Below are 23,280 nucleotides of genomic sequence, written 5' to 3'. Positions count from 1 at the left end.
GTCCGTGCGGCTCCGATCAGGTCCAGCTGGGCAGCCACATCCTCCACTCCCACTGGTCGACGTCGATCACCTGACCCGTCCAGATCGGCCAGAAGAACGCGGAGACCAGCACGATCAGCGTGAGCAGGCTGCCGGCGAGAAGGGTCCCCGCGAGCCGGCGCTCGCCGTCGGCCGACCGGGAGCCGACGAGCAGACCGATCACGTACGCGAGGCACAGGATCATCCAGGGCTCGTAGACCACGGAGTAGAAGGTGAAGATCGTGCGGTCCATGTACATCAGCCACGGCAGGTAGCCGCCGATGATGCCCGTCAGCGCCGCCCACGCCCGGCCGTCGCGCTTCCAGATCGCGACCACGAGCACGATCAGGATGCTGAGCGCGCCGAACCACCAGATGAGGGGATTTCCGACGGACAGCACCTGGGAGGCGCACTTCTCGACCTCGCAGCCCATCTCCCCGTAGTCGTAGGAGCGGTAGTAGAAGTTCGTGGGCCGGATCTGCAGGAGCCAGCCCAGCGGGTTCGCCTGGTAGGGGTGCGGGGAGTCCAGGTGGATGTGGAAGTCGTAGGCCTGCGCGTGGTAGTGCCACAGGGAGCGCAGTGCGTTGATCACGGGATTGCCTCCCGCGTGGCCGTTCTCCTCGGCCCAGTGGCGCATGTACCCCTTGGAGGACGCGAACCATCCGGACCACGAGGCCACGTAGACCACGAGCGAGGTGCCGACCATCGCGACGAACGCGGGAACCGCGTCGCGGAACAGACCGTTCTCCCACCAGCGCCGTTCGCCCACCCGCCGGCGGGCCCACCAGTCCCACAGCACGGTCATGATGCCGAAGACCGCGAGGAAGTAGATGCCCGACCACTTCACCGAGCAGGCGAGCCCGAGCAGCACGCCGGCGCTCAGGCGCCAGGGCCGGAAACCGGCCCGGTAGCCCAGCAGCGGGAGCTCCTCGCCGCGGGCGCGGGCGGCGGCGACCGAGCGCGCCAGGCCTTCGCGGAAGCGGTCGCGGTCGATGAGCAGAGCCCCGAACGCGGCCAGCGCGAAGAACATGAGCACGAGGTCCAGCAGCGAGGTGCGGGACATGACCAGGTGCAGGCCGTCGACCGCGAGCAGCAGGCCCGCGATCAGGCCGATGCCCGTGGAGCGGAACAGACGCCGCCCGATCCGCGCGAGCATGAGCACCGAGAGAGCCCCCAGCAGCGCGACGGAGATCCGCCAGCCCCACGCGGAGTCCCCGCCGAGGGCGAGCATCCCCAGGCCGATGACCCATTTGCCGATCGGCGGATGCACCACGTACTCGCCGCTGTCCTCGGAGGAGTTCACGTCGCCCGAGGTGAAGGCGGGGTCGGGGTCGTCGGGCCAGCTCATCTCGACGCCGTGGTGGACGATCGTCCAGCCGTCCTTGACGTAGTAGGTCTCGTCGAAGATCAGCTCGTGGATCGAGCCCAGGTGGTAGAGCCGGAGGACCAGGGCGAGGGCGAAGAGGAGCAGCGCCCCGAGCCAGGGCTTCGTGCGCCCCGTGAGATCCATGCAGTGCAGGCGCGTGCGCAGCGACGCCAGGAGCGTGCCCTCGCTCTCGGCCTCGACGGCGTCCTCCCGGGCATCGCGCAGGTGCCGGTGCGGCGCCGCGTGATCGGACTCGGTGCCGACGGTCCCGTTGCCGACAATCCCGGTGCCGACGGCCTCGGGCCCGTCGGTCCCGGGTTCGGGGCTCCGGGGACCCTCCGGCCCCTCGGCCGCGTCCGCTGGCGTGGTCTGCTGCACGCGGTCATGCTAGGCCATGCCACCTGCGGATCCTCGGTCGACGGGGCCGGGGCGGGGTGGACGTCGGCCCGATCCGACCGCCCTATCATGGGGCGCATGCTCGCCCCCGGAGTCCTGGTCCTGGCCGCCACCCCGATCGGCAACCCGCTGGACGCCTCGGTGCGCCTCGTGCGCGCGCTGGGCGAGGCCGATCTGATCGCCGCCGAGGACACGCGGCGGCTGCGGCGCCTGACCCGCGAGCTCGAGGTCGAGCCGACCGGCCGGGTCATCTCCTACCACGAGCACAATGAGGACGAGCGGACGCCCTGGCTGCTCGACGCCCTGCGCGAGGGGCAGCGCGTGCTGCTGGTGACAGACGCCGGCATGCCCGTGGTCTCCGACCCCGGCTACCGGGCGGTGCGGGCCGCGGCCGAGGCGGGCCTGCCGGTGCAGGTGATCCCCGGCCCCTCGGCCGTCCTCACCGCGCTCGCCGTCTCGGGGCTGGCACCCGACCGCTTCTCCTTCGAAGGGTTCGTGCCGCGCGGTCCCGGGCAGCGCGAGAACCTCTTCGCCCAGCTCGCCGACGCCCGGCGCACGCTCGTGTTCTTCGAGTCACCGCGCCGCACGTCGTCCGCGCTCGCCGCGATGCGCGACGGCTTCGGGCCCGAGCGCCGCGCCGTGCTCGCCCGCGAGCTCACCAAGACCCACGAGGAGGTGCTGCGCGGCACCCTGGCCGAGCTCGCCGCGCACACCGCCGAGCACGAGGTGCTGGGTGAGGTCGCGATCGTCGTCGCGGGCGCGGACACCGTCGAGGCGGACCCGGAGGACCTCGTGGCGGAGGTGCTGCGCCGCACCGAGGCGGGGGAGCGGATGAAGGACGCGGCGAAGGCCGTCGCCCGCGGCGCCTCGGGCGTGGGGGCCCGCGAGCTCTACGACGGCGCGCAGAAGCGGCGCGGCTGAGCGCGCTCGGGGAGCGAGCGCGTTCCGAGGAGCGGCGCCGGACCCCGGACATGCGAGAGGGCCCCGACCATGCGGTCGGGGCCCTCTCGGGAGTATCTGCTGCGGGAGATCAGTCGTCGATCTCGATCAGGCCGCGCTGGTAGGCCTTCGCCAGGCGGCGCGGCACGGACGCGGTGCGACCGCGGACCGTCACCTGCACGAGGTCGGCGTTCTGGGCCTTCCACTGCGATCGACGCGAGTGGGTGCGAGCCCGGGACATCTTGAACTTGGGCACTGCCATGGGAACGCTCCTTGACGGTCCTGGATGATGGTCGACGAGGGTGTCCGCCCAGCGGGCTGGCCCGTCCCGGAGGACTGAGGCGACACGGGGCCGCCGGGCGCGCGGAAGGACACGCAACGGTCGATCATTCTGCCACATTCCCCTGGCCACGGCCCGGGCGGGGCAGGTGAGATGCACCACCGGCCTCGCCGTCGACGCCGGCGGGCTCCATCGGGCGCGCGCGGGGTCCCGCCTACGATGTTCCCATGCCGAACGCCCCCGAGGACCCGCGCGCAGGGTCCGCAGCGCCCGACCCCGTCGCGCCCGTGCACCACCGCGAGGACCTCGACCCCCGGCGCTCCTCGCGCGACCGCTCCTGGCCGCCGGTCCCGGAGGCGCTGCCGTCGGTCGTGATCGACAACCACTGCCACCTCGACTTCGCCGACGGCGAGGAGGGGCTGAGCATCGCCGAGCACGTCGCCCGCGCTGCGGAGGCGGGCATCGCCGCGCAGATCACCATCGGCTCGGACCGCGAGGCGGCCCTGTGGACCGCGCGCCTCGTGGGTGCGCAGGACTGCCCGCCCAGCCTGCGCGGCGGCGTCGCCGTCCACCCCAACGAGGCCGCGCTGCACGCCCGCGGCCACGACCACGAGGGCCGCGAGCTCATCGGCCTGGACGACGCGCTCGCGGAGATCGACTCCCTGGTGCGCGGCCCCGGGATGGTCGTCGTCGGCGAGACGGGCCTGGACTGGTTCCGCACGTCGAAGAAGGACGAGCAGGCGCGCTCCGCGCAGATCGACTCCTTCCGCCACCACATCGCGCTGGCCAAGGAGACCGGCCTGCCGATGCAGATCCACGACCGCGACGCCCACGCCGACGTCCTGGAGGTCCTCGACGCCGACGGCGCGCCCGAGCGGACCGTCCTGCACTGCTTCTCCGGGGACGTGGAGTTCGCGCGCGAGTGCGTCGCGCGCGGCTTCTACCTCTCCTTCGCCGGGAATGTGACGTTCAAGAACGCCCAGAAGCTGCGCGACGCCCTCGCCGACGTGGGCCTGGGGCGCGTGATGGTCGAGACCGACGCCCCCTTCCTCACACCCGTGCCCTACCGCGGGCGCCCGAACTCCTCGTACCTGATCCCGCACACGATGGCGACGATCGCCGAGGTCACCGGCACCGACCTCGGCGCCGCCTGCGAGCGGATCGCCGCGACCACGCGGGAGGTCTACGGATGGCCGGCGGCATGAGCGGGGACGCGGGCACGGGGGAGAGCGGCTCGATCCTGCTCAGCGGTCGCGACATCCGCGCTCTCGCCGAGGGCGCGGGCCTGAGCCCCAGCAAGCAGCGCGGCCAGAACTTCGTGGTGGATCCCAACACCGTCCGCGTCATCGTCGAGCGCGCCGGGGTGCGCGCGGGGGAGGCGGTCCTCGAGGTCGGTCCGGGGCTCGGCTCCCTCACCCTGGGCCTCCTCGAGGCGGGGGCCGACGTCGCCGCGATCGAGCTCGACAGGGGCCTGGCCGATCTGCTCCCGCGCACGCTCACGGGCCGCGGCATCGACGAGGACCGCTTCCGGCTGGTCCACGCCGATGCGCTGGCCGTCACCGAGCTGCCTGCGCTGCCGGGGGCGGGGGAGCCGACAGCGCTGGTCGCAAACCTCCCCTACAACGTCGCGACCCCGATCCTGCTGACCGTCCTCGAGCGCTTCCCGGGCATCGAGCGCTGCCTGGTCATGGTGCAGTCCGAGGTCGTCGACCGTCTGGCCGCCGAGCCCGGCTCGCGCGTCTACGGCGCCCCGAGCGCGAAGGCCGCCTGGTACGGGGAGCGGGAGCACGCGGGCCGGATCTCCCGGCGCGTGTTCTGGCCGGTCCCGAACGTCGACTCCGCGCTCGTGCTGCTCACCCGGCGCGCCGAGGCGCTCGGCACCGAGGACGAGCGCGAGCGGACCTTCCGCGTGATCGACGGGGCCTTCGCCCAGCGCCGCAAGATGCTGCGCGCGGCCCTCTCGGGCTGGGCCGGGGGCTCCGCCCGCGCGGGCGACATCATCGCGTCGGCCGGGATCGATCCCACCCGCCGCGGGGAGACGCTCGCGATCGAGGACTTCCTCGCCATCGCGCGAGCCGGCGCCGAGGCGGGCGCCGGGGCCGAGGGGGCGGCGCCGCCGGCGTGAGACCGCACGCCCCTCGGCGGCGCGTCGCCTGTAGCGTGAGATCGGTGCCGTCCGCCGCAGGGGCGGGCGCCAGGTTCGGACGGAGCGGGACGCGACCCCATGTGCGGAATCGTCGGCATGGTCGGCAACGGGCCGGTCAACCAGGACATCTACGACGCCCTCCTGCTGCTGCAGCATCGCGGGCAGGACGCGACCGGGATCGCGACCGCCGAGGCGGACGCGATGATGCACATCGCCAAGGGCCAGGGCATGGTCCGCGAGGCCTTCCGCACGCGGGACATGCGCGCCCTGCGCGGCGAGACGGGCCTGGGCCACGTCCGCTACGCGACCAAGGGCGAGGCCTCCCGCGAGGAGGAGGCGCAGCCCTTCTACGTCAACGCGCCCTACGGGATCGTCCTCATCCACAACGGGAACCTCACCAACACCCGTGAGCTCGCCGAGGAGATGGCCCGGCGCGATCGCCGCCACGTGAACTCCACCAGCGACACCGAGCTGCTCGTGAACGTCCTGGCCGGGGAGCTGCAGGAGACCACGTCCTCGGAGCTCCTCGAGCCCGAGGCGATCTTCGAGGCCGTCGGCCGCACCCACGCCCGCATCCGCGGCGCCTATGCCGTGATCTCCGTGATCGCCGGCCACGGGCTGCTCGCCTTCCGCGACCCCCACGGCATCCGCCCGCTGATCCTGGGGCGGCGCCCGGGAGCGACGAGCGAGGAGCACGACGAGTGGGCCGTGGCCAGCGAGTCCCTGGTCCTGGAGAACGGCGGCTACGAGATCGTCCGCGACGTGGAGCCCGGCGAGGCCGTCTTCATCCGGCACGACGGAGCCCTGTTCATGCGCCAGTGCGCAGCCGCCGAGGGCGCCTCTCCCGCCGCGTGCACCCCGTGCGCCTTCGAGTACGTCTACCTCGCCCGCCCCGACTCCGTGATGAACGGCGTGAGCGTCTACGAGTCGCGCCTGCGGATGGGGGAGAGGCTCGCCGCCACCATCGCCGCCCACGTGCCCGTCGAGGAGATCGACGTGGTGATGCCGATCCCGGACTCCTCGCGGCCCGCTGCGATGGAGGTCGCCCGCAGGCTCGGCATCGAGTACCGCGAGGGCTTCTACAAGAACCACTACGTCGGCCGCACCTTCATCATGCCCGGTCAGGCCGTGCGCCGGCGCAGCGTGCGTCAGAAGCTCAATGCGATGTCCCTCGAGTTCCGCGGCAAGCACGTGCTGCTGATCGACGACTCGATCGTGCGCGGCACCACCAGCCAGCAGATCATCGAGATGGCCCGCCGCGCGGGCGCCGCCTCCGTCACCTTCGCCTCCGCCGCGCCGCCGATCCGCCACCCCCACGTGTACGGGATCAACATGCCCTCGCGCGAGGAGCTCGTGGCCCACGGCCGCACGATCCCCGAGATCGCCGAGGTGCTGGGCGCCGACCATCTCGTCTACCAGGAGATCGAGGACCTGCGTGCGGCGATCGTCGAGGGCTCCGAGCTCACCGACCTGGACATGTGCTGCTTCGACGGCCGCTACGTCACGGGCGACATCGACGAGGAGCATCTCGCCTGGGTGCAGGCGTCGCAGGCGTCGTGAGCCGTCGCGGGGCCGGGGTGCTGTAGTCCTCGCCGTTTCGCCTGGTCAACGCCGATTTCGCGTCCGGCGACCTCGCCTTCGCCTGCACGATGACCGGTGTCATCCAGCAGATGCTCGCCGTGGTCTCCGAGCGCTTCGGCCCGGACCTGGGCAGCCGCTCGATGAGCGCCGCCCCGTTCATCACGTGCGCTAACTGTTCGTGCGCATCCGGTCCCGGCGCCAGCTGGGCGGGCAGGAGTCCACGATCGGACTCGGCATCCGCGAGAACAATCCCGAGGCCACCCGCACCGCCGAGCAGCTCGCCACGATCGTCCGGCTGCGCCTGGGCGAGGCGCTCTTTGCCGACGAGGTCTCCTACCCCGCGCTCCACATCGCCCGGATGACGCTCGATGCCGGGGTCACGAGGCTGATTGAGACTTCCCCGGCGCGAGTAGTGCCTCGGGGCGGGAGCAGGGCGGGGCGGCGTCGTGACGGGACGGAATGGGCGCGTCGGCGTCCTGGGCGTTTCTGAGCGCGTCGAGTCCTCGGCGGAGATTCGCTGATCGGTTCCCCCACAATGGGGTGTTTTCCACGGGGTTATCCACTGCTGAGAGGGTGGAGGCGGGGGAGGGGAAGCTCTTTCGCTGGCTTGTCCACATTCTCGATAGGGGTCTGGTTTTCTGGTGTGCGGCGGGATAGAATTGGACATATCGATCAGGGGTGAGAGGTCGCGGCTTCATTGGTGAGGCCGACGAATCTTGCGGTTGCGCCAGTTGAATCAGTATCCCGATCTAGATATGTCGTGTGGGTCGGTGGAATGTCAGGGGAGGGGGTGGGTGTCGTGAGTGCGGTGGAGCAGCCGGAGTCGCAGGGGCGGCTGGACCTGCCCGGGGAGCCGGCGATCGAGTCGACCTTCTCGATCCTCGACGATCTGGAGAAGATGTCCGAGCGTCAGCGCGAGGACATGCACGTGCACACGCCCCGGTTCGTGGCCGCGCCCCCGGAGGGTGTGAAGCCCTTGTTCTTCGTGAAGGAATCCAAGAAGCCGGTGTGCAGGGATGTGGTGGCACGCAGGGTCAAGGCCCGCCCGGATGCGGAGCTCACTGCGCAGGTCCGTGCCCTGTGGGACGAGGGAGTCGATGAGTCCTATGAGCTCTCCCGGCGTTTCGTGGCCCTGGCGCCGTTCTGGGCGGGTCGTGAGGACATGGACGCGGACCCGTACGAGGTCGAGCAGCAGGACCTGATGGTCGCGGTGGCGATGCGCTGCACTCGCGGTCAGGCTGCGAAGGCCATCACGGACGCCCACCGGGCCGTGGACCTCCTCCCACGCTGCACTCAAGCATTGGAGGCGGGGGAGTTTCCTGCGGAGTGGTTCCGGACCCTGTTGCGGCGCACTGCGGATTTCACGCCGGCGGAAATGGTGCTGGTGGATGTCACGGTCGCTTCGTGGTGTTTGGCGATCATGCCGAGGGTGTTCACGAAATGCCTCGACCTGCTGGTGACGAAGATTCAGCAGCGACACCCGAAAGAACCCGAAGAAGTCTCCGCCACCCGTCGCCGCATGGTCCTGGACCCCGGAACTCTCGACGGCGTCGCGTCCCTGCGGATCATCGGCCCGGCCCCCGAGATCAAAGCATTGGCCGGGAAGTTCGATCAGGCGGCTCGTGCGATCCAGAACGCCCAGCGTCACGCCCTGATGGAGGGCACCGAGATCCCGCTGGATCCGGATCGTCGGGTGGAGAACGAGGGCATGCCCCTGTCGCTCAACCTGATCCGGTATCACCTCGCCCATGCCGCCCAGCTCGACACCGGTGGCATCACCGTCCCGGAGGCACGGTTCCGGTTGAACGTCCTCGTCCCCTTCCTCACCCTGGCCGGCGGCGACGACGCCCCCGGCGTCCTCGAGGACGGGACCCCGATCCCCGCGCAGATGGCGAGAGAGATCGCCGGAAAGAGCGAGGAATGGTTCCGAGTGCTGACGGATCCCTCGTCGGGGGAGTTCTTGCCGCGTCCGGCGGACAAGTACCGGCCCACGGGGGCGATGCTCGAACACCTCCGCCTCCGCGGCCAGTCCTGCGGCGTCCCCGGCTGCGAACGCGCAGCGTCGGTCGCCTCGGAGGCCGATCACATCGTGGAGTACAACCATGCGGACCCGGTGTGTGGTGGTCGGACGGCGGTGGAGAACCTGCACTTCCTGTGCTGGTTCCACCACGCGATGAAAACCGCCGGGAAACTCGACCCCGTCCGTGTCGAGGCGGACGAGTCCCCGGCAGGGACCGCGGGCACGGTGTGGGAGATGCACGAACGCTTCCGCGTGTTCCGCGAAGACGACACCGACCTCCTCACACCCCAAGCCGTCGCCCAACTCGACGCCGTCTGGGACTCGACGCAACGCAGGCAAGACGACTACGAGCAGCAACGCGATGCCGAGGACGGAACCAGTGCAGAGGCACCGACTCCCGATCCCTCCCGGTTGGACTCGCCCTGGCCGATCCGGCCCGGGCCACCTGACCCGTGGCCCCGCGTGAACATGGACCACGCCGGCGCCTCTGATCTCGAAGAGGTCCCGGTCGAGAAACCCGTCCGGCGCAGGTACCAACCGCTCCCGACGTTCCATTACGACGGAGACATCCCCATCAGCGCCACCACCCGAAGGCCACGCAAACGCCAGGATCCACCTCCGAAGTTCGACCCCGGACCACCACCCTTCTGACCCGCAGGACCAGCCCGCCATCGCAGGCCAGCAAGGTCAGAACCCCGAAAGCAACACCACCCACCCCCACCTGTAGAGGGACACACCACCGTGCCCCTCTACAGGCATGCCCGGAAACGAAGTTGCGGCGGGGCGAGTGGGGGAGTGGGATCGGCAGTATGAGCGATTCCAGCCCAGCGCCGGACCAACACGTCCCGAATTCAGTGTTCCTCGAGGTGCCGGCGGACCAGAGGGTCGCGCAGAACGAGCTCGTCTTCGCCCTCCGCGATACGAATCCGGTCTCCCCTGGGCACACGCTCATCATCCCGTTCCGCCAGATCACGACCTGGTTCGATGCGGACCCGAGCGAGTGGGCCGCCGCGTGGGACCTCATCGGTCGCTGCAAGGATGAGCTCGACAGCGCGCTCGCTCCCGACGGGTACAACGTCGGGTTCAATGCGGGACGAGCGGCAGGGCAGACGGTCCCGCATGCCCATCTCCACCTGATCCCGCGCTTCGCCGGCGACGTGCAGGACCCGGTAGGGGGAGTACGGCACGCCGTGATCGGGCGCGGATTCTACGAGTGACCCGACCGGAGCGCGGCCGACGGCGGCACCAGCCGCAGCGGCGGCACCGCACCCACTGTCGGAGTGAGGCGCTCAGCCCACCTGCTCGGACAACTCCAGCCAGCGCTCCTCGGTCTCGGCGAGCTCGCCCTGGACCTCCTGGAGCGTCGCGCCGAGCTCCTGGAGCCCGGAGACGTCCCCCGGATCGTGCGAGGTCATCTGCGCGGTGAGCTCCTCGGCGCGCCGGGTCAGCTTCTCCATCCGCCTCTCGACGGCGGACAGCGCCTTCTGCGCCTCCCTCAGCTCGCGGCCCGAGAGGCCGGTGACGGGGGAGGCCGCCGTCGGCTGAGCATCGGGGGCCGGCGCCGACGCCTCCGACGCCCCCGCCGACGTCCGTGCGTCGCCCTCGCCTGCGCCCGCCGCCCGCAGCGCGAGGTACTGCTCGACGCCGCCCGGCAGGTGCCGCACGTGGCCGTCCAGCACCGCGTACTGGAGGTCCGTCACGCGCTCGAGCAGGTACCGGTCGTGGGAGACCACGATCAGCGGTCCCGGCCAGGTGTCCAGAAGATCCTCCATGGCCGCGAGCATGTCGGTGTCCATGTCGTTCGTCGGCTCGTCGAGCACCAGCACGTTGGGCTCGTCCAGCAGCGTCAGCAGCAGATCCAGTCGCCGCTGCTGCCCGCCGGAGAGGGAGCCCACGCGCACCTTCTGATGCGCGGTGGTGAAACCGAGGCGCTCGAGCAGCTGGCCCGGGGTGACCTCGTCCTTGCCCGCCCGGAACGTGGTGCGGTAACGGCCGACGACGTCGCTGACCCGCTCGTCCAGATGTTCGGCGAGGCCCTCGAGCTTCTGGGTGACCTGCTGGACGGTGACGGTCTTCCCGCGCTTCACGCGTCCGGCCATCGGGTCCAGATCCCCGGTGACCAGGGCCAGCAGCGTCGACTTGCCGGCGCCGTTCGGGCCCAGCACGCCGATCCTGTCCGCCGGGCCCACATGGAGGGTGACGTCCTGGATCACCGCGCGTCCCTCGTACCCGGCGGTCACGCCCTCGAGGTCGATGACGTCGCGGCCCAGTCGCGAGGTCGCCAGCTGCGTGAGCTCGACCGTGTCCCGCAGGGGCGGCTCGCCGGCGATCAGCTCGTTCGCGGCGTCGATCCGGAACTTCGGCTTCGACGTGCGTGCGGGAGCCCCGCGGCGCAGCCACGCGAGCTCCTTGCGCATGAGGTTCTGGCGCTTGGCCTCGATCGCGGCGGCCTGGCGGTCGCGCTCCACCCTCTGCAGGACGTACGCCGCGTACCCGCCCTCGAAGGGGTCGACCACGCCGTCGTGCACCTCCCACATGCGGGTGCAGACCTCGTCGAGGAACCAGCGGTCGTGGGTGACGACCACGATGCCCCCGCTGCGCGAGGGCCAGCGCCGCTTCAGGTGGCCCGCCAGCCAGGAGATGCCCTCGACGTCCAGATGGTTCGTGGGCTCGTCCAGGAGCATCACGTCCACGTCGCGCACGAGCAGCTCGGCGAGGTGCACGCGGCGCAGCTGCCCTCCGGAGAGGCTCGTGAGCTCGGCGTCGAGGTCGAGCTCGCCCAGCAGGCCGGAGAGCACGTCGCGGATCCGGGGGTCCGAGGCCCACTCGTGCTCGGGGCGGTCGCCGACCACGCGCGAGCGGACGCTCTCCCCGATCTCGGCCACGTCCTGCTGGGACAGCGCGCCCACGCGCAGGCCGCCGCGCACGGTCACGCGTCCGTCGTCGGGCGTCTGAGCCCCCGCGAGCACGCGCAGCAGCGTGGACTTGCCGTCGCCGTTGCGTCCGACGACGCCGATGCGGTCGCCGTCCTCGATGCCCAGGGTGACGGCGTCCAGGAGGACGCGGTCGGGCAGGGCGACGTGGATCTTCTCGGCTCCCAGCAGATGGGCCATGCGGTCGGGGCTCCGTATCGGTTTCCGCGGGCCCGTGCCGGTGGCAAGGGCCCGCGTCGGTGGTTCTGGTGCGTCAGTTCTCGGTCTCGAAGGGCAGCAGCAGCTCGCGCAGCGCCCTGGCGAGCATCGCGCCGTCGGCGCGCTGCCCGTCGACCTCGTGCCCGTCGGCCCGCTGCTCCTCGTGGCCGCCGCCGAGGACCTCGCGCTCGGCCTCCAGGAGGATCTCCATGGCGGCGTCGACCTTCTCGGTGCCCGCGGGCTCGAGGCTCACGCGCACGGCGCGGCCGTCCCGCGGATCCTTCTCGCGCCGCACGAGCCCGCGCGAGGCGAGCTTCTCGAGACGCGTGGACATGGTGCCGCTGGTCACGAGCGTCTGCCGCATGAGCGCGCCGGGGCTCAGGGGCTCGCTTCCCGCGCGGCGCAGGGCCGAGAGGACGTCGAACTCCCAGCCCTCCAGGCCCGTCGCGGTGAAGGCTGCGCGGCGCGCGGTCTCCAGGTGGCGGGCGAGGCGCGAGATGCGGGAGAAGACCTCGAGGGGCGAGGTGTCCAGATCGGGCCGGGCCTGGGCCCAGCCGGCGACGATCCGGTCGACCTCGTCGGTGCGTGGGGCGGCAGGCGGCATGGGGGCGAGTCTACGGAATCGCCGGGGAGGAGCTGATGCGCACCTGGGCGGCGCTCCACCCCCGCCTCCGATCCCCGCCTCCGCTCCCGGCCTCACTTCCCGCGCAGCTGCGGGTCCTTCTGCAGGGCGCCCAGGCCGAACCAGGAGAGGTTCACCATCCGTGCGGCCACGTCCTCCTTCGCGGGGATGCGCGTCTCGAGCCACCACTGGCCGGTGAAGGCGACCATGCCCACGAGCATCTGCGCGTACAGGGCTGCGTCGGCCGCGGTGTAGCGGCGCAGCCGCAGCTGCGCGGTGAGGATCGACTCGACCTTCGCGGCGACGTCCCCGAGCAGCGTCGAGTACGAGCCGCCCTGGTGGGTCGCGGGGGAGTCCCGCACCAGGATCCGGAAGCCGTCCTCGCGCTCGTCGATGTAGGTGAGGAAGGCGAGCGCCGCGCGCTCCATGAGCGTGCGCGGATGAGCCCGGTGATCGTCCAGCGCCGCCTCGAGCGCGCCCAGCAGCGTCGAGGTCTCGCGGTCCACGATCACCGCGTACAGCCCCTCCTTGCCGCCGAAGTGCTCGTAGACGATCGGCTTCGAGACCTGGGCCCGGGCGGCGATCTCCTCGACGCTGGTGGCGTCGTAGCCCTTCTGGGCGAACACCGAGCGGCCGATCATCACGAGCTGCTCGCGGCGCTCGCGCCCGCTCATCCGAGGGGAGCGCGCGCGGGAGCCGCCGGCGCGGGCGGACGGCTTCTCGGAAGCGGTGGCCATGAGGCGAGTCTCCCATGCCTCGCCCCGCCGCTCGCCCGCCGGACGTCGGCCGATAGGATCCCGATGGCCCCGCCCCGGGGCGCTCCGCCATGGTGTAATCGGCAACACCTCAGATTTTGGTTCTGAAGTTTCAGGTTCGAGTCCTGATGGCGGAACGGTCCGCCGGCGCTCGCGTCGGCGCCGGATCCGGAACCGTGCCAGCGCCCAGCGCACCGAGGAGAACCACGTGAACGTCCCCGCACCTGCCGCCGTCATCGTGCTCGCCGCAGGAGCCGGCACCCGCATGAGATCCAGGACCCCCAAGGTCCTGCACCCCTTGTGCGGCCGCTCCCTGCTGCTGCACGCGATCGAGGCCGCTCGCGGCACCTCGCCCGCCCAGCTGATCGCCGTGGTCCGCCACGAGCGCGAGAAGGTCGCCGGCCACCTCGCCGAGCACGCGCCCGACGTCCTCATCGCGGACCAGGACGCCGTCCCCGGCACGGGACGCGCCGTCCAGTGCGGACTCGAGCAGGTAGGCGCCTCCTCCGGCACCGTGCTCGTCACCTACGGGGACGTGCCGCTGCTGGATGCGGCGACGCTCACCGAGCTCGTCGCCGCGCACGAGGGCGCGGGGAGCGCCGTCACCGTGCTCACCGCCCGCGTCGCGGACCCCACCGGCTACGGCCGCATCCTGCGCGACGCGCAGTCCGGCGAGGTCGCCGCGATCGTCGAGCACAAGGACGCCGACGAGGAGCAGCGCGCGATCGACGAGATCAACTCCGGCATCTACGCCTTCGACGTCGACGTGCTGCGCCGTGCCCTCGGCCAGCTCACCACCGACAACGCCCAGGGCGAGATGTACCTCACCGACGTGCTCGCGATCGCGCGCGCCGAGGGCGGAGCAGTGCGCTCCCTGGTCACCGAGGACGCGATGCTCGTCGAGGGCGTGAACGACCGCGTCCAGCTCGCCCAGCTCGGGTCCGAGATGCGTCGCCGCCTCCTCGAGCGCCACATGCGCGCGGGCGTCACGATCGTCGATCCCGCGACCACCTGGGTCGACGCCGAGGTCTCGATCGGCCAGGACACCGTGATCCAGCCCGGCGTGCAGCTGCTGGGCGCGACCACGATCGGCGAGGACGTCCGCCTGGGCCCCGACTCGACCCTCGAGGACACCGAGGTCGACGACGGCGCGAGCGTGGTGCGCACCCACGCCCTGCTCGCCGAGATCGGCCCCGGGGCGTCCGTCGGCCCCTTCACCTACCTGCGTCCGGGCACCGTGCTGGGCGCGGACGGCAAGATCGGCGGCTTCTGCGAGACGAAGAACGCCCAGATCGGCGACGGCGCGAAGGTGCCCCACCTCAGCTACGTGGGGGACGCCGAGATCGGCGAGGGCACCAACATCGGGGCCGCCACGATCTTCGCGAACTACGACGGGGTCGACAAGCACCGCTCGCGGGTCGGCCGTCATGCGAAGGTCGGCGCCGACAACGTGATCATCGCCCCCGTCGAGATCGGTGACGGGGCGGTGACCGGCGGCGGCACCACGATCCTCGAGGACGTCCCGCCCGGGGCGCTGGCCGTCAACGACACCACCATGAAGATCGTGGAAGGATGGACCTCGCGCCGACGGCCCGGCACCGTCGCCGACGAGGCGGCGCGCGCCGCCCAGGTCGGCGCCGGCGAGACGGAGGCGTCTTCGTCCGAGGACGGGAAGGAACAGGAGAACTGATGAGCGGTATCACCGCGACAGGCGAGAAGCGGCTGGTCCTGGTCTCCGGGAGGGCTCATCCCGTGCTCGCCCAGGAGGTCGCCGAGGAGCTCGGGGTCGACGTGCTCCCGATGGACGCCTGGGACTTCGCCAACGGCGAGATCTACGTGCGCTACGGCGAGTCGGTGCGCGGCGCCGACGCCTTCGTGCTCCAGTCCACGCCCGCCCCGATCAACCAGTGGGTGATGGAGCACCTGATCATGATCGATGCGCTCAAGCGGGCCTCCGCCAAGCGCGTCACCGCGATCGCCCCCTCCTTCCCCTACGCCCGCCAGGACAAGAAGCACCGCGGCCGCGAGCCGATCTCCGCGCGCCTCATGGCCGACCTCTACGAGACCGCCGGCATCGACCGCATGATCTCCGTGGACCTGCACGCCCCGCAGGTCCAGGGCTACTTCAACAGCCCGCTCGACCACCTCATGGCGCTGCCGATCCTCGCGGACTACGTGAGCTCGAAGTACGGCGAGGAGGACCTCACGGTCGTCTCGCCCGACGCCGGCCGCATCCGCGTGGCCGAGCAGTGGGCCAAGCGCCTGGGCGGCGTGAACCTGGCCTTCATCCACAAGTCGCGCGACCCCAAGAAGCCCAACCAGGCCGTCGCCAAGCGCGTCATCGGCGACGTGGCGGGGAAGACCTGCGTGCTGGTGGACGACATGATCGACACCGCCGGCACCATCGTGCAGGCCGTCGAGGCGCTGAAGGCGAACGGCGCCGCGAGCGTCATCGTGGCGACCACCCACCCGATCCTCTCCGACCCCGCCGCCGAGCGCCTGCGCAGCAGCAGCGTGCGCGAGGTCATCTGCACCAACACCCTGCCGATCCCCGAGGAGAAGTGGTTCGACGGGCTCACCCAGCTCTCGATCGCCCCGCTGCTCGCCCGCGCCATCCGCGCGGTCTTCGACGACGGCTCCGTCACCAGCCTCTTCGACGGCGAGGTCTGACCCCGGGCGGACGCATCGGCAGTCGCATCGGCGGACGGCCGGGCGCGGGGCTGTGAGCCCCCTCGCCCGGCCGTCCTGCGTCGGGCCAGCCCGTGGTAATCTCCCCGGGTCACTTCGGCGAGGGAGAGCATCCGCTCTCCGTGATCGACGCGGTGCGGGACGGCTCCCTCGGCGAGGGCGCCCGGTTCCGCGGCGTGCGCTCGCCGCCCGGAAACCGCAAGGAGCATCCCCATGGCTGAGAAGCTGAACGTCGAGAAGCGCGAGGAGTTCGGCAAGGGCGCTGCCCGCCGCATCCGCAGCGAGAACAAGATCCCCGCCGTCCTGTACGGCCACGGCACCGATCCGGTGCACCTCGTGCTGCCCGGCCACGAGACCGCACTGGCCGCCCGCAACGCCAACGCGCTGCTGGACCTCACCCTCCCCGACGGCGAGTCGCACCTGGGCCTCATCAAGGAGATCCAGCGCCACCCGCTGTCGCGCAACATCACCCACCTCGACCTGATCCTCGTCCGCCGCGGCGAGAAGGTCGAGGTCGACATCCCCGTCTACGTCACCGGCGAGCCCGTCTCCCCGGCGATCGCGGTCGTCGACGCCCAGTCGCTTACCCTCTCCGTGGACGCCCTCGCGGTGCCCGAGAGCATCGAGATCTCCGTCGAGGAGCAGGAGGACGGCTACCAGCTGTTCGCCGGCGACGTCGTCCTTCCCCAGGGCACCGAGCTCATCACCGATCCGGAGCTGCTCGTCGTCGCGGTGCAGCTGCCGCGCGTCGAGGAGGAGCCCGAGGAGGAGACCGAGGGCGAGGAGACCGCCGAGGGCGAGGAGTCCTCGGAGGACGCCGAGGAGTCCTCGGAGGAGTCCGAGAAGGAGGAGTGAGCCCGGGCGGTCGCCCCTGCGATCGCTTGCTCACAGCTCGTGACCGGGGCGTCGCGCACTGCGCGGCGCCCCGGTAGCGTCTCCCAGGTCCCCGCCCCACATCGCCCCTGGAGGATGCCCCCATGACCACCGCGAACGAGACCTTCCTCGTCGTCGGCCTCGGCAACCCGGGCCCCTCCTACGCGACCACCCGGCACAACATCGGCCAGATGGTGCTCGACCGCGTCGCCGCCCAGACCGGCGGTCGCTTCAAATCGGCCCGACGCGCCCCCGCCGTCGTCATCGAGGGACGGATGGGCCCGCCCGGGGCGGGCGCCCGCACGATCCTCGCGAAGTCCACCGGGTTCATGAACACCTCCGGCGGCCCCGTCTCCGCCCTCGCCTCCTTCTACGGCGTCGATCCCGAGCACGTGATCGTCGTGCACGACGAGGTCGACCTCCCCTTCGGCGCCCTCCGCCTCAAACGGGGCGGGGGAGAGGGCGGCCACAACGGGCTGCGGGACATCACCAAGGCCCTCGGCACCAAGGACTACCTGCGTGTGCGCGTCGGGGTGGGCCGGCCGCCCGGCCGTCAGGACACCGCGGATCACGTGCTCGCGCCCTTCCGCCCCGCCGAGCGCAAGGAGCTCGACCTCGTGATCGACGAGGCTGGGGACGCGCTCGAGCTGCTCGTCCTCGAGGGCCTCACCGCCGCCCAGCAGACCGTCCACTCCCGGGAGGCCCGATGACCGCCTCGAACCCGCCGGCTCCGTCGGCCCCGCTCGCCCCGCTGCTCGACCTCGTCGCGGGCGGTGAGGACCTCGCGCGCCTGCGCGAGCTCGTCGCCCCCGACCCGGCCGCCTCCGACGTCCCCGTCGAGGAGTCGGCGACCGTCGCCCCGACCTCCCTGGTGCCCTTCGCGGTCGCCGACCTCGCGCGCAGCGCCACGCCCGAGTCGCCCCTCGTCGTGCTCACCGCCACGACCCGTGCGGCCGAGGACGCGCGCGCCGCCCTCGAGGCGATGGTCGGCACCGCGCACGTGGCCGAGCTGCCCGCCTGGGAGACCCTCCCGCACGAGCGGCTGTCCCCGCGCGCCGACACCGTCGCCCGGCGCCTGCAGACCCTGCGGCGCATCGCCCACCCCGAGACCGAGCAGGGCGTCAGCGTGCTCCTGCTCCCGGTGCGCAGCCTGTTGCAGCCGATCGCGAAGGGACTCGGCGACCTGCGCGCCGTGCGCGCCCGCGTGGGTGACGACTATCCGCTCGAGCGCCTCGAGCAGGACCTCGTCGACGCCGCCTACGTGCGCACCGACATGGTCGAGAAGCGCGGCGAGTTCGCCGTGCGCGGCGGGATCCTCGACGTCTTCCCGCCCACCGAGCCCCACCCCGTGCGCGTGGACCTGTTCGGCGACGAGGTCGACGAGGTCCGGTACTTCTCCATCGCCGACCAGCGCTCCCTGGAGTCCGTGCCCCACGGGCTGGACGCCGCGCCCTGCCGCGAGATCCTGCTCAGCGAGACCGTGCGCGAGCGCGCCCGGGACATGGCCGAGAAGCTCCCGGGCGTGCGCGACATGCTCGAGCGGATCGCCGCCGGCATCGCCGTGGACGGGATGGAATCGCTCAGCCCCGTGCTGGTGGGGGAGATGGAGCAGGTCGTCGACGTGCTCCCCGCGGACTCCCGCTTCCTCGTGATCGACCCCGAGCGCGTGCGCGCCCGGGGGGCGGAGCTGGTCTCCACGACCGACGAGTTCCTCGCCGCGGCCTGGTCGAGCGCCGCCGCGGGCGGCGGACTTCCCATCGACGTGGGCGAGGCGAGCTTCGTGCCGCTCCCGGACGTGCACGAGCACGCCCGCTCCCGCGGCCAGCGCTGGCACACCCTCGCACCCTTCGGCCTCGAGACCGACGTCGACCTCACCGCGCGCGCCGTGAACCACCCCGGATACTCCGGTCGCGGCGAGGACATCGCGAAGGACCTCACCGCCCGCCGCACCGAGGGCTGGCGGATCGTGGTCACGATGACCGGCAGCGGCGGGGCCCGCCACGCCGCCGAGTCGCTCCAGGAACAGAGCGTGCCCGCGCGGTACGTCCATCCGCTCGACGTGCCGCCCGCACCGGGCGAGCCGATCGTCACGGTCGGCCCCTTCGCCGACGGCCTCGTCGACGAGTCGCTCCGGCTCATGGTGATCTCCGAGCGCGACGTCACCGGCAAGACGGGCCAGCGCCGCGCCGGGGGCGAGCGGCGGATCCCCTCGCGCCGCCGCAACGTCGTGGACCCCCTGCAGCTGCGGCCGGGCGACCACGTCGTCCACGCGCACCACGGCGTCGGCCGCTTCGTCGAGATGACCAGCCGCACCGTGGGCTCCGGCGCCAAGGCGACCACCCGCGAGTACCTCGTCATCGAGTACGCGGCCTCGAAGAAGGGGCAGCCGGGGGACCGGCTGTACGTCCCCAGCGACCAGCTCGACCAGGTCACCAAGTACGTCGGCGGCGAGGACCCCACGGTCAACCGCATGGGCGGCGCCGACTGGGCGAAGACCAAGTCGCGGGCCCGCAAGGCGATCCGCGAGATCGCCGACGAGCTCGTCCGCCTGTACTCCGCGCGCCAGAGCGCGCCCGGCCACTCCTTCGGCCCCGACACCCCCTGGCAGCGCGAGCTCGAGGACTCCTTCGAGTTCGTCGAGACCCCCGATCAGCTCTCCACGATCGACGACGTCAAGGGCGACATGGAGAAGGCGGTCCCGATGGACCGCCTGATCCTCGGCGACGTCGGCTACGGCAAGACGGAGATCGCGGTGCGCGCCGCCTTCAAGGCCGTCCAGGACGGCAAGCAGGTCGCCGTGCTCGCCCCCACGACGCTGCTCTCCCAGCAGCATCTGGACACCTTCACCGAGCGCTTCACGGGCTTCCCCGTCACCGTGCGCGGGCTCTCCCGCTTCCAGTCCGATGCCGACTCCCAGGCCACCATCGAGGGCCTGCGCGACGGCAGCGTCGACGTGGTCATCGGCACCCACCGCCTGATCACGGGGCAGGTGCGATTCAAGGACCTGGGCCTGCTGATCATCGACGAGGAGCAGCGCTTCGGCGTCGAGCACAAGGAGACCCTCAAGGCGATGCGCACGAACGTGGACGTGCTGTCCATGTCCGCCACGCCGATCCCGCGCACCCTCGAGATGGCCGTGACCGGCATCCGTGAGATGTCCACGCTCGCGACCCCGCCCGAGGAGCGCCATCCCGTGCTCACCTACGTGGGTGCGGAGGACGACAAGCAGATCACCGCCGCGATCCGCCGCGAGCTGCTGCGGGAGGGCCAGGTCTTCTTCATCCACAACCGCGTCGAGGACATCGACGCCACCGCCCAGCGGCTGCGCGAGCTCGTGCCCGACGCGCGCGTGCAGGTCGCCCACGGCAAGATGAACGAGAACCAGCTCGAGCGGGTCATCGTCGACTTCTGGGAGAAGGAGTTCGACGTGCTCGTGTGCACCACGATCGTCGAGACCGGCCTGGACATCGCCAACGCCAACACGCTGATCGTCGAGAACGCCGACCGCTTCGGCCTCTCCCAGCTGCACCAGCTGCGCGGTCGCGTGGGCCGCTCGAGCGAGCGCGCCTACTCGTACTTCCTCTACGACGGGTCGAAGCCGCTCACCGAGACCGCCTCGGACCGCCTCACCACGCTGGCCACCAACACCGATCTCGGCGCGGGCATGCAGGTCGCCATGAAGGACCTCGAGATCCGCGGCGCCGGCAACCTGCTGGGCGGCGAGCAGTCCGGACACATCGCCGGCGTCGGCTTCGACCTCTACGTGCGGATGGTGGGGGAGGCCGTCGCGGCCTTCCGCGGCGAGTCCACCGCGCCCACCAAGGACGTCAAGGTCGAGCTGCCGCTGGACGCCCATGTGCCCCACGACTACATCGCCTCCGAGCGCCTGCGCCTCGAGGCCTACTCGAAGCTCTCCGGTGCGAGCGATCCCGCGACCATCGAGGAGGTCCGCGCCGAGCTCACGGACCGCTACGGCGCGCCGCCGGCCCCGGTCGAGGTGCTGCTGGACGTGGCCCGCTTCCGCCTGGAATGCCGCGACGCCGGCCTCGAGGAGGTGCAGGCGCAGGGCAAGATGATCCGCTTCGCCCACCTCGATCTGCCCGACTCGGTGGCCATGCGCATGAAGCGCCTGTACCCGGGCACCATGCTCAAGCCCGCCGTGCGCCAGGTGCTCGTCCCCCGGCCGACGACCTCGCGTGTGGGAGGCACCGAGCTGCGCGACCACGAGCTCCTCGCCTGGGCCCGGAAGGTGCTCGGCGTGCTCAAGCCGGCCCCGGCGGAGGACGCGGCGTGAGCACTGACCAGCCGGAGGACCGGGGCACGGCGCGGGGGAGCGAGCTGCTGCGCGCCGTCGCCGTGATGGACGCCCTGCGCGCCCCCGACGGGGACGCCTGGAGCGCCCTGCAGACCCATCACTCTCTCGCCCGCTACCTCCTCGAGGAGACCCACGAGGTCCTCGAGGCGATCGAGGAGAGGACCGACGGGACGGGCCCGTCCGCCGCGGGTCATCTGCCCGACGAGCTCGGCGACCTGCTCTTCCAGATCCTCTTCCACGCCCGTCTCGGGCAGGAGGAGGACCCCGCCTGGGACGTCGACGACGTGGCCCGCGCCTTCGTCGAGAAGATGGAGCGGCGCAACCCGCACGTCTTCGGCGCGGACCGCGAGGACGCGCTCGGGGACCGCGGCGACGTCGAGCAGATCATCGCCCAGTGGCACGCCGTGAAGGCGCAGGAGCGGGCGGAGGAGGACGGGCCGCACGGCTCCGACGCGGCAGGCGCCCTCCCCACCGCCTGGTTCGAGGGCATCCCGCACGCCCTGCCCGCGCTGCAGGCAGCGGCCAAGAGCGTCCACAGATCGCGGTCCGACGGGCGGATCGACGAGCTCACCGCTGCCGCGGAGACCGCCGCGTCGGCCCCGGACGGCGAGGACTGGGGCGCGGACATCGCCCTGCGGCTGCTCGACGTGGTGCGCGAGGCCGAGGCCCGCGACGTCGACCCCGAATCCGCGCTGCGCACCCTGCTCACGCGCGCCCGCGACCGCTCGCGCTGAGGGGCCCGCGCCCGCCGTGGGCGCCCCAGGATCGGTCCCCGGTCGGCGACTAGACTGGTCCCGACACCGGGGCCGCCCGCGCGGCGCCGGACCTGACCTCACCGAAGGAAGGAAACCCACATGGCTCTCATCGACGCCGTCCTGTCCCGCGAGATCCTCGACTCGCGAGGCAACCCCACCGTCGAGGTCGAGGTGCTGCTCGACGACGGCACCTTCGCCCGCGCCGAGGTGCCCTCCGGCGCCTCCACCGGCCAGTTCGAGGCCGTCGAGCTGCGCGACGGCGACAAGGGCCGCTACCTCGGCAAGGGCGTGACCAAGGCCGTCCAGGCCGTCGTCGACTCCCTGGGCCCGGAGGTCGTGGGACTGGACGCGCAGGAGCAGCGCGCCATCGACCAGGCCATGATCGAGGCGGACGGCACCGCCAACAAGGGCACCCTGGGCGCGAACGCGATCCTCGGCGTCTCCCTCGCGGTCGCCCGCGCCGCCGCCGACTCCTCGGCCCTCCCGCTCTACCAGTACGTCGGCGGCCCGAACGCCCACGTGCTCCCCGTCCCGATGATGAACATCCTCAACGGCGGGTCCCACGCGGACTCCAACGTCGACATCCAGGAGTTCATGATCGCGCCGATCGGTGCGAGCAGCTTCGTCGAGGCCGTCCGCATGGGCGCCGAGGTGTACCACGCGCTCAAGGCCGTCCTCAAGGAGCGCGGCCTGTCCACGGGCCTCGGCGACGAGGGCGGCTTCGCGCCGAACCTCGAGTCCAACCGTGCGGCGCTCGACCTCATCCTCGAGGCGATCCGCAACGCGGGCTACGCCCCCGGCACCGACGTGGCGCTCGCGCTCGACGTCGCCGCCTCCGAGTTCTTCGAGGACGGCTCCTACGCCTTCGAGGGCGGCAAGAAGTCCAGCCAGGAGCTCATCGACTACTACACCGAGCTCGTGGACGCCTACCCGCTGGTCTCCATCGAGGACCCGCTGGACGAGGAGGACTGGGACGGCTGGAAGGCCATCACCGACGCCCTGGGCGACAAGGTCCAGATCGTGGGCGACGACCTCTTCGTCACCAACCCCGAGCGCCTGGGCAAGGGCATCGACCTCGGCGCCGCCAACGCGCTGCTGGTCAAGGTCAACCAGATCGGCTCGCTCACCGAGACCCTCGACGCGGTCGACCTCGCGCACCGCAGCGGCTACCGCTGCATGATGTCGCACCGCTCGGGCGAGACCGAGGACACCACGATCGCCGACCTCGCGGTCGCCGTGAACTGCGGCCAGATCAAGTCCGGCGCCCCCGCCCGCGGCGAGCGCGTGAACAAGTACAACCAGCTGATCCGCATCGAGGAGGAGCTGGGCGAGGCCGCGACCTACGCCGGCGCCTCGGCGTTCCCGCGGTTCTCCGCCTGAGCGCGCTACCCTCGA

19 protein-coding genes and 1 tRNA gene are annotated in these 23,280 nt (G+C 71.7%); 15 read left to right on the top strand and 5 right to left on the bottom strand.

Annotated features, from left to right (window positions below):
* Window positions 1–16: 16 nt before the first annotated feature.
* Window positions 17–1,762 carry a dolichyl-phosphate-mannose--protein mannosyltransferase gene (locus tag M4486_RS07065; protein WP_249480417.1) on the bottom strand — a complete coding sequence of 582 codons (1,746 nt, stop codon included), beginning with the start codon at window positions 1,760–1,762 and terminating at the stop codon, window positions 17–19.
* Between the two features lie 96 nt (window positions 1,763–1,858).
* Between M4486_RS07065 and rsmI the strand changes: the two genes are divergently transcribed.
* Window positions 1,859–2,701 (top strand): 16S rRNA (cytidine(1402)-2'-O)-methyltransferase, encoded by an 843-nt coding sequence (rsmI, locus tag M4486_RS07060; protein ID WP_249480416.1) that lies wholly within the window; start codon window positions 1,859–1,861, stop codon window positions 2,699–2,701.
* Between the two features lie 109 nt (window positions 2,702–2,810).
* On the opposite strand, the gene rpmF is transcribed toward rsmI, so the two are convergent.
* Entirely contained in the window at window positions 2,811–2,981 is a 171-nt protein-coding gene (rpmF, locus tag M4486_RS07055) for a 50S ribosomal protein L32 (protein WP_152353254.1), read from the bottom strand.
* A gap of 245 nt (window positions 2,982–3,226) precedes the next feature.
* Here rpmF and M4486_RS07050 point away from each other — a divergent pair, with 245 nt between their 5' ends.
* From M4486_RS07050 to M4486_RS07025, 6 genes are all read left to right on the top strand, one after another.
* Entirely contained in the window at window positions 3,227–4,204 is a 978-nt protein-coding gene (locus tag M4486_RS07050) for a TatD family hydrolase (RefSeq protein WP_249480415.1), read from the top strand.
* On the top strand, window positions 4,201–5,124 hold the full coding sequence (rsmA, locus tag M4486_RS07045) for a 16S rRNA (adenine(1518)-N(6)/adenine(1519)-N(6))-dimethyltransferase RsmA (RefSeq protein ID WP_249480414.1): 924 nt from the start codon (window positions 4,201–4,203) through the stop codon (window positions 5,122–5,124). Before M4486_RS07050 ends, rsmA begins: the two co-directional genes overlap by 4 nt.
* Window positions 5,125–5,223: 99 nt before the next feature.
* Entirely contained in the window at window positions 5,224–6,705 is a 1,482-nt protein-coding gene (purF, locus tag M4486_RS07040; protein ID WP_249480413.1) for an amidophosphoribosyltransferase, read from the top strand.
* A 199-nt stretch (window positions 6,706–6,904) separates the two neighbouring features.
* A complete protein-coding gene (locus M4486_RS07035) occupies window positions 6,905–7,216 on the top strand; it encodes a hypothetical protein (RefSeq protein ID WP_249480412.1) in 312 nt (103 codons plus the stop codon).
* A gap of 210 nt (window positions 7,217–7,426) precedes the next feature.
* Complete coding sequence (locus M4486_RS07030) at window positions 7,427–9,397, top strand: HNH endonuclease signature motif containing protein (protein WP_249480411.1); 1,971 nt, start codon at window positions 7,427–7,429, stop codon at window positions 9,395–9,397.
* A 158-nt stretch (window positions 9,398–9,555) separates the two neighbouring features.
* The gene (locus M4486_RS07025; protein WP_249480410.1) at window positions 9,556–9,963 is read left to right on the top strand and encodes an HIT family protein; all 408 of its coding nucleotides are present in this window, start codon (window positions 9,556–9,558) and stop codon (window positions 9,961–9,963) included.
* A gap of 72 nt (window positions 9,964–10,035) precedes the next feature.
* Here the strand turns inward: M4486_RS07025 and M4486_RS07020 are convergent, their stop codons facing one another.
* From M4486_RS07020 to M4486_RS07010, 3 genes are all read right to left on the bottom strand, one after another.
* Window positions 10,036–11,859, bottom strand: coding sequence for an ABC-F family ATP-binding cassette domain-containing protein (locus M4486_RS07020; RefSeq protein WP_249480409.1), 1,824 nt, complete (start codon window positions 11,857–11,859; stop codon window positions 10,036–10,038).
* 73 nt (window positions 11,860–11,932) lie between these two features.
* Entirely contained in the window at window positions 11,933–12,481 is a 549-nt protein-coding gene (locus M4486_RS07015; protein ID WP_249480408.1) for a MarR family winged helix-turn-helix transcriptional regulator, read from the bottom strand.
* Between the two features lie 92 nt (window positions 12,482–12,573).
* Entirely contained in the window at window positions 12,574–13,236 is a 663-nt protein-coding gene (locus M4486_RS07010; RefSeq protein WP_249480407.1) for a TetR/AcrR family transcriptional regulator, read from the bottom strand.
* A gap of 83 nt (window positions 13,237–13,319) precedes the next feature.
* Between M4486_RS07010 and M4486_RS07005 the strand changes: the two genes are divergently transcribed.
* The 8 genes from M4486_RS07005 (at window position 13,320) to eno (ending at window position 23,265) form a co-directional block, all read left to right on the top strand.
* Window positions 13,320–13,391: transfer RNA gene (locus M4486_RS07005), tRNA-Gln, on the top strand.
* A gap of 71 nt (window positions 13,392–13,462) precedes the next feature.
* Window positions 13,463–14,944 carry a bifunctional UDP-N-acetylglucosamine diphosphorylase/glucosamine-1-phosphate N-acetyltransferase GlmU gene (glmU, locus tag M4486_RS07000; protein WP_283257964.1) on the top strand — a complete coding sequence of 494 codons (1,482 nt, stop codon included), beginning with the start codon at window positions 13,463–13,465 and terminating at the stop codon, window positions 14,942–14,944.
* Window positions 14,944–15,924 (top strand): ribose-phosphate diphosphokinase, encoded by a 981-nt coding sequence (locus M4486_RS06995; protein ID WP_152353240.1) that lies wholly within the window; start codon window positions 14,944–14,946, stop codon window positions 15,922–15,924. Before glmU ends, M4486_RS06995 begins: the two co-directional genes overlap by 1 nt.
* Window positions 15,925–16,155: 231 nt before the next feature.
* Window positions 16,156–16,797, top strand: coding sequence for a 50S ribosomal protein L25/general stress protein Ctc (locus M4486_RS06990; RefSeq protein WP_249480406.1), 642 nt, complete (start codon window positions 16,156–16,158; stop codon window positions 16,795–16,797).
* 122 nt (window positions 16,798–16,919) lie between these two features.
* Entirely contained in the window at window positions 16,920–17,525 is a 606-nt protein-coding gene (gene pth, locus M4486_RS06985) for an aminoacyl-tRNA hydrolase (protein ID WP_249480405.1), read from the top strand.
* The gene (gene mfd, locus M4486_RS06980) at window positions 17,522–21,109 is read left to right on the top strand and encodes a transcription-repair coupling factor (protein WP_249480404.1); all 3,588 of its coding nucleotides are present in this window, start codon (window positions 17,522–17,524) and stop codon (window positions 21,107–21,109) included. The genes pth and mfd overlap by 4 nt, the downstream gene beginning before the upstream one ends.
* On the top strand, window positions 21,106–21,864 hold the full coding sequence (locus M4486_RS06975) for a MazG nucleotide pyrophosphohydrolase domain-containing protein (RefSeq protein ID WP_249480403.1): 759 nt from the start codon (window positions 21,106–21,108) through the stop codon (window positions 21,862–21,864). Before mfd ends, M4486_RS06975 begins: the two co-directional genes overlap by 4 nt.
* A gap of 120 nt (window positions 21,865–21,984) precedes the next feature.
* Window positions 21,985–23,265, top strand: coding sequence for a phosphopyruvate hydratase (gene eno, locus M4486_RS06970; protein ID WP_239203373.1), 1,281 nt, complete (start codon window positions 21,985–21,987; stop codon window positions 23,263–23,265).
* Window positions 23,266–23,280: the final 15 nt, after the last annotated feature.

The sequence above is a fragment of the Brachybacterium kimchii genome, from assembly GCF_023373525.1.
In the GTDB taxonomy this organism is placed as follows: domain Bacteria; phylum Actinomycetota; class Actinomycetes; order Actinomycetales; family Dermabacteraceae; genus Brachybacterium; species Brachybacterium kimchii.
This window is presented reverse-complemented; position numbering and strand designations above follow the sequence as displayed.

What these genes read in the sequence shown, in the direction of transcription:
- M4486_RS07010 (WP_249480407.1), bottom strand. Translation starts at nt 13,236, where the DNA reads ATGGCCACCGCTTCCGAGAAGCCGTCCGCCCGCGCCGGCGGCTCCCGC.
- rsmA (WP_249480414.1), top strand. Translation starts at nt 4,201, where the DNA reads ATGAGCGGGGACGCGGGCACGGGGGAGAGCGGCTCGATCCTGCTCAGC.
- pth (WP_249480405.1), top strand. Translation starts at nt 16,920, where the DNA reads ATGACCACCGCGAACGAGACCTTCCTCGTCGTCGGCCTCGGCAACCCG.
- rpmF (WP_152353254.1), bottom strand. Translation starts at nt 2,981, where the DNA reads ATGGCAGTGCCCAAGTTCAAGATGTCCCGGGCTCGCACCCACTCGCGT.
- purF (WP_249480413.1), top strand. Translation starts at nt 5,224, where the DNA reads ATGTGCGGAATCGTCGGCATGGTCGGCAACGGGCCGGTCAACCAGGAC.
- M4486_RS07050 (WP_249480415.1), top strand. Translation starts at nt 3,227, where the DNA reads ATGCCGAACGCCCCCGAGGACCCGCGCGCAGGGTCCGCAGCGCCCGAC.
- eno (WP_239203373.1), top strand. Translation starts at nt 21,985, where the DNA reads ATGGCTCTCATCGACGCCGTCCTGTCCCGCGAGATCCTCGACTCGCGA.
- rsmI (WP_249480416.1), top strand. Translation starts at nt 1,859, where the DNA reads ATGCTCGCCCCCGGAGTCCTGGTCCTGGCCGCCACCCCGATCGGCAAC.
- M4486_RS06995 (WP_152353240.1), top strand. Translation starts at nt 14,944, where the DNA reads ATGAGCGGTATCACCGCGACAGGCGAGAAGCGGCTGGTCCTGGTCTCC.
- M4486_RS07025 (WP_249480410.1), top strand. Translation starts at nt 9,556, where the DNA reads ATGAGCGATTCCAGCCCAGCGCCGGACCAACACGTCCCGAATTCAGTG.
- mfd (WP_249480404.1), top strand. Translation starts at nt 17,522, where the DNA reads ATGACCGCCTCGAACCCGCCGGCTCCGTCGGCCCCGCTCGCCCCGCTG.
- M4486_RS07015 (WP_249480408.1), bottom strand. Translation starts at nt 12,481, where the DNA reads ATGCCGCCTGCCGCCCCACGCACCGACGAGGTCGACCGGATCGTCGCC.
- M4486_RS06990 (WP_249480406.1), top strand. Translation starts at nt 16,156, where the DNA reads ATGGCTGAGAAGCTGAACGTCGAGAAGCGCGAGGAGTTCGGCAAGGGC.
- M4486_RS07020 (WP_249480409.1), bottom strand. Translation starts at nt 11,859, where the DNA reads ATGGCCCATCTGCTGGGAGCCGAGAAGATCCACGTCGCCCTGCCCGAC.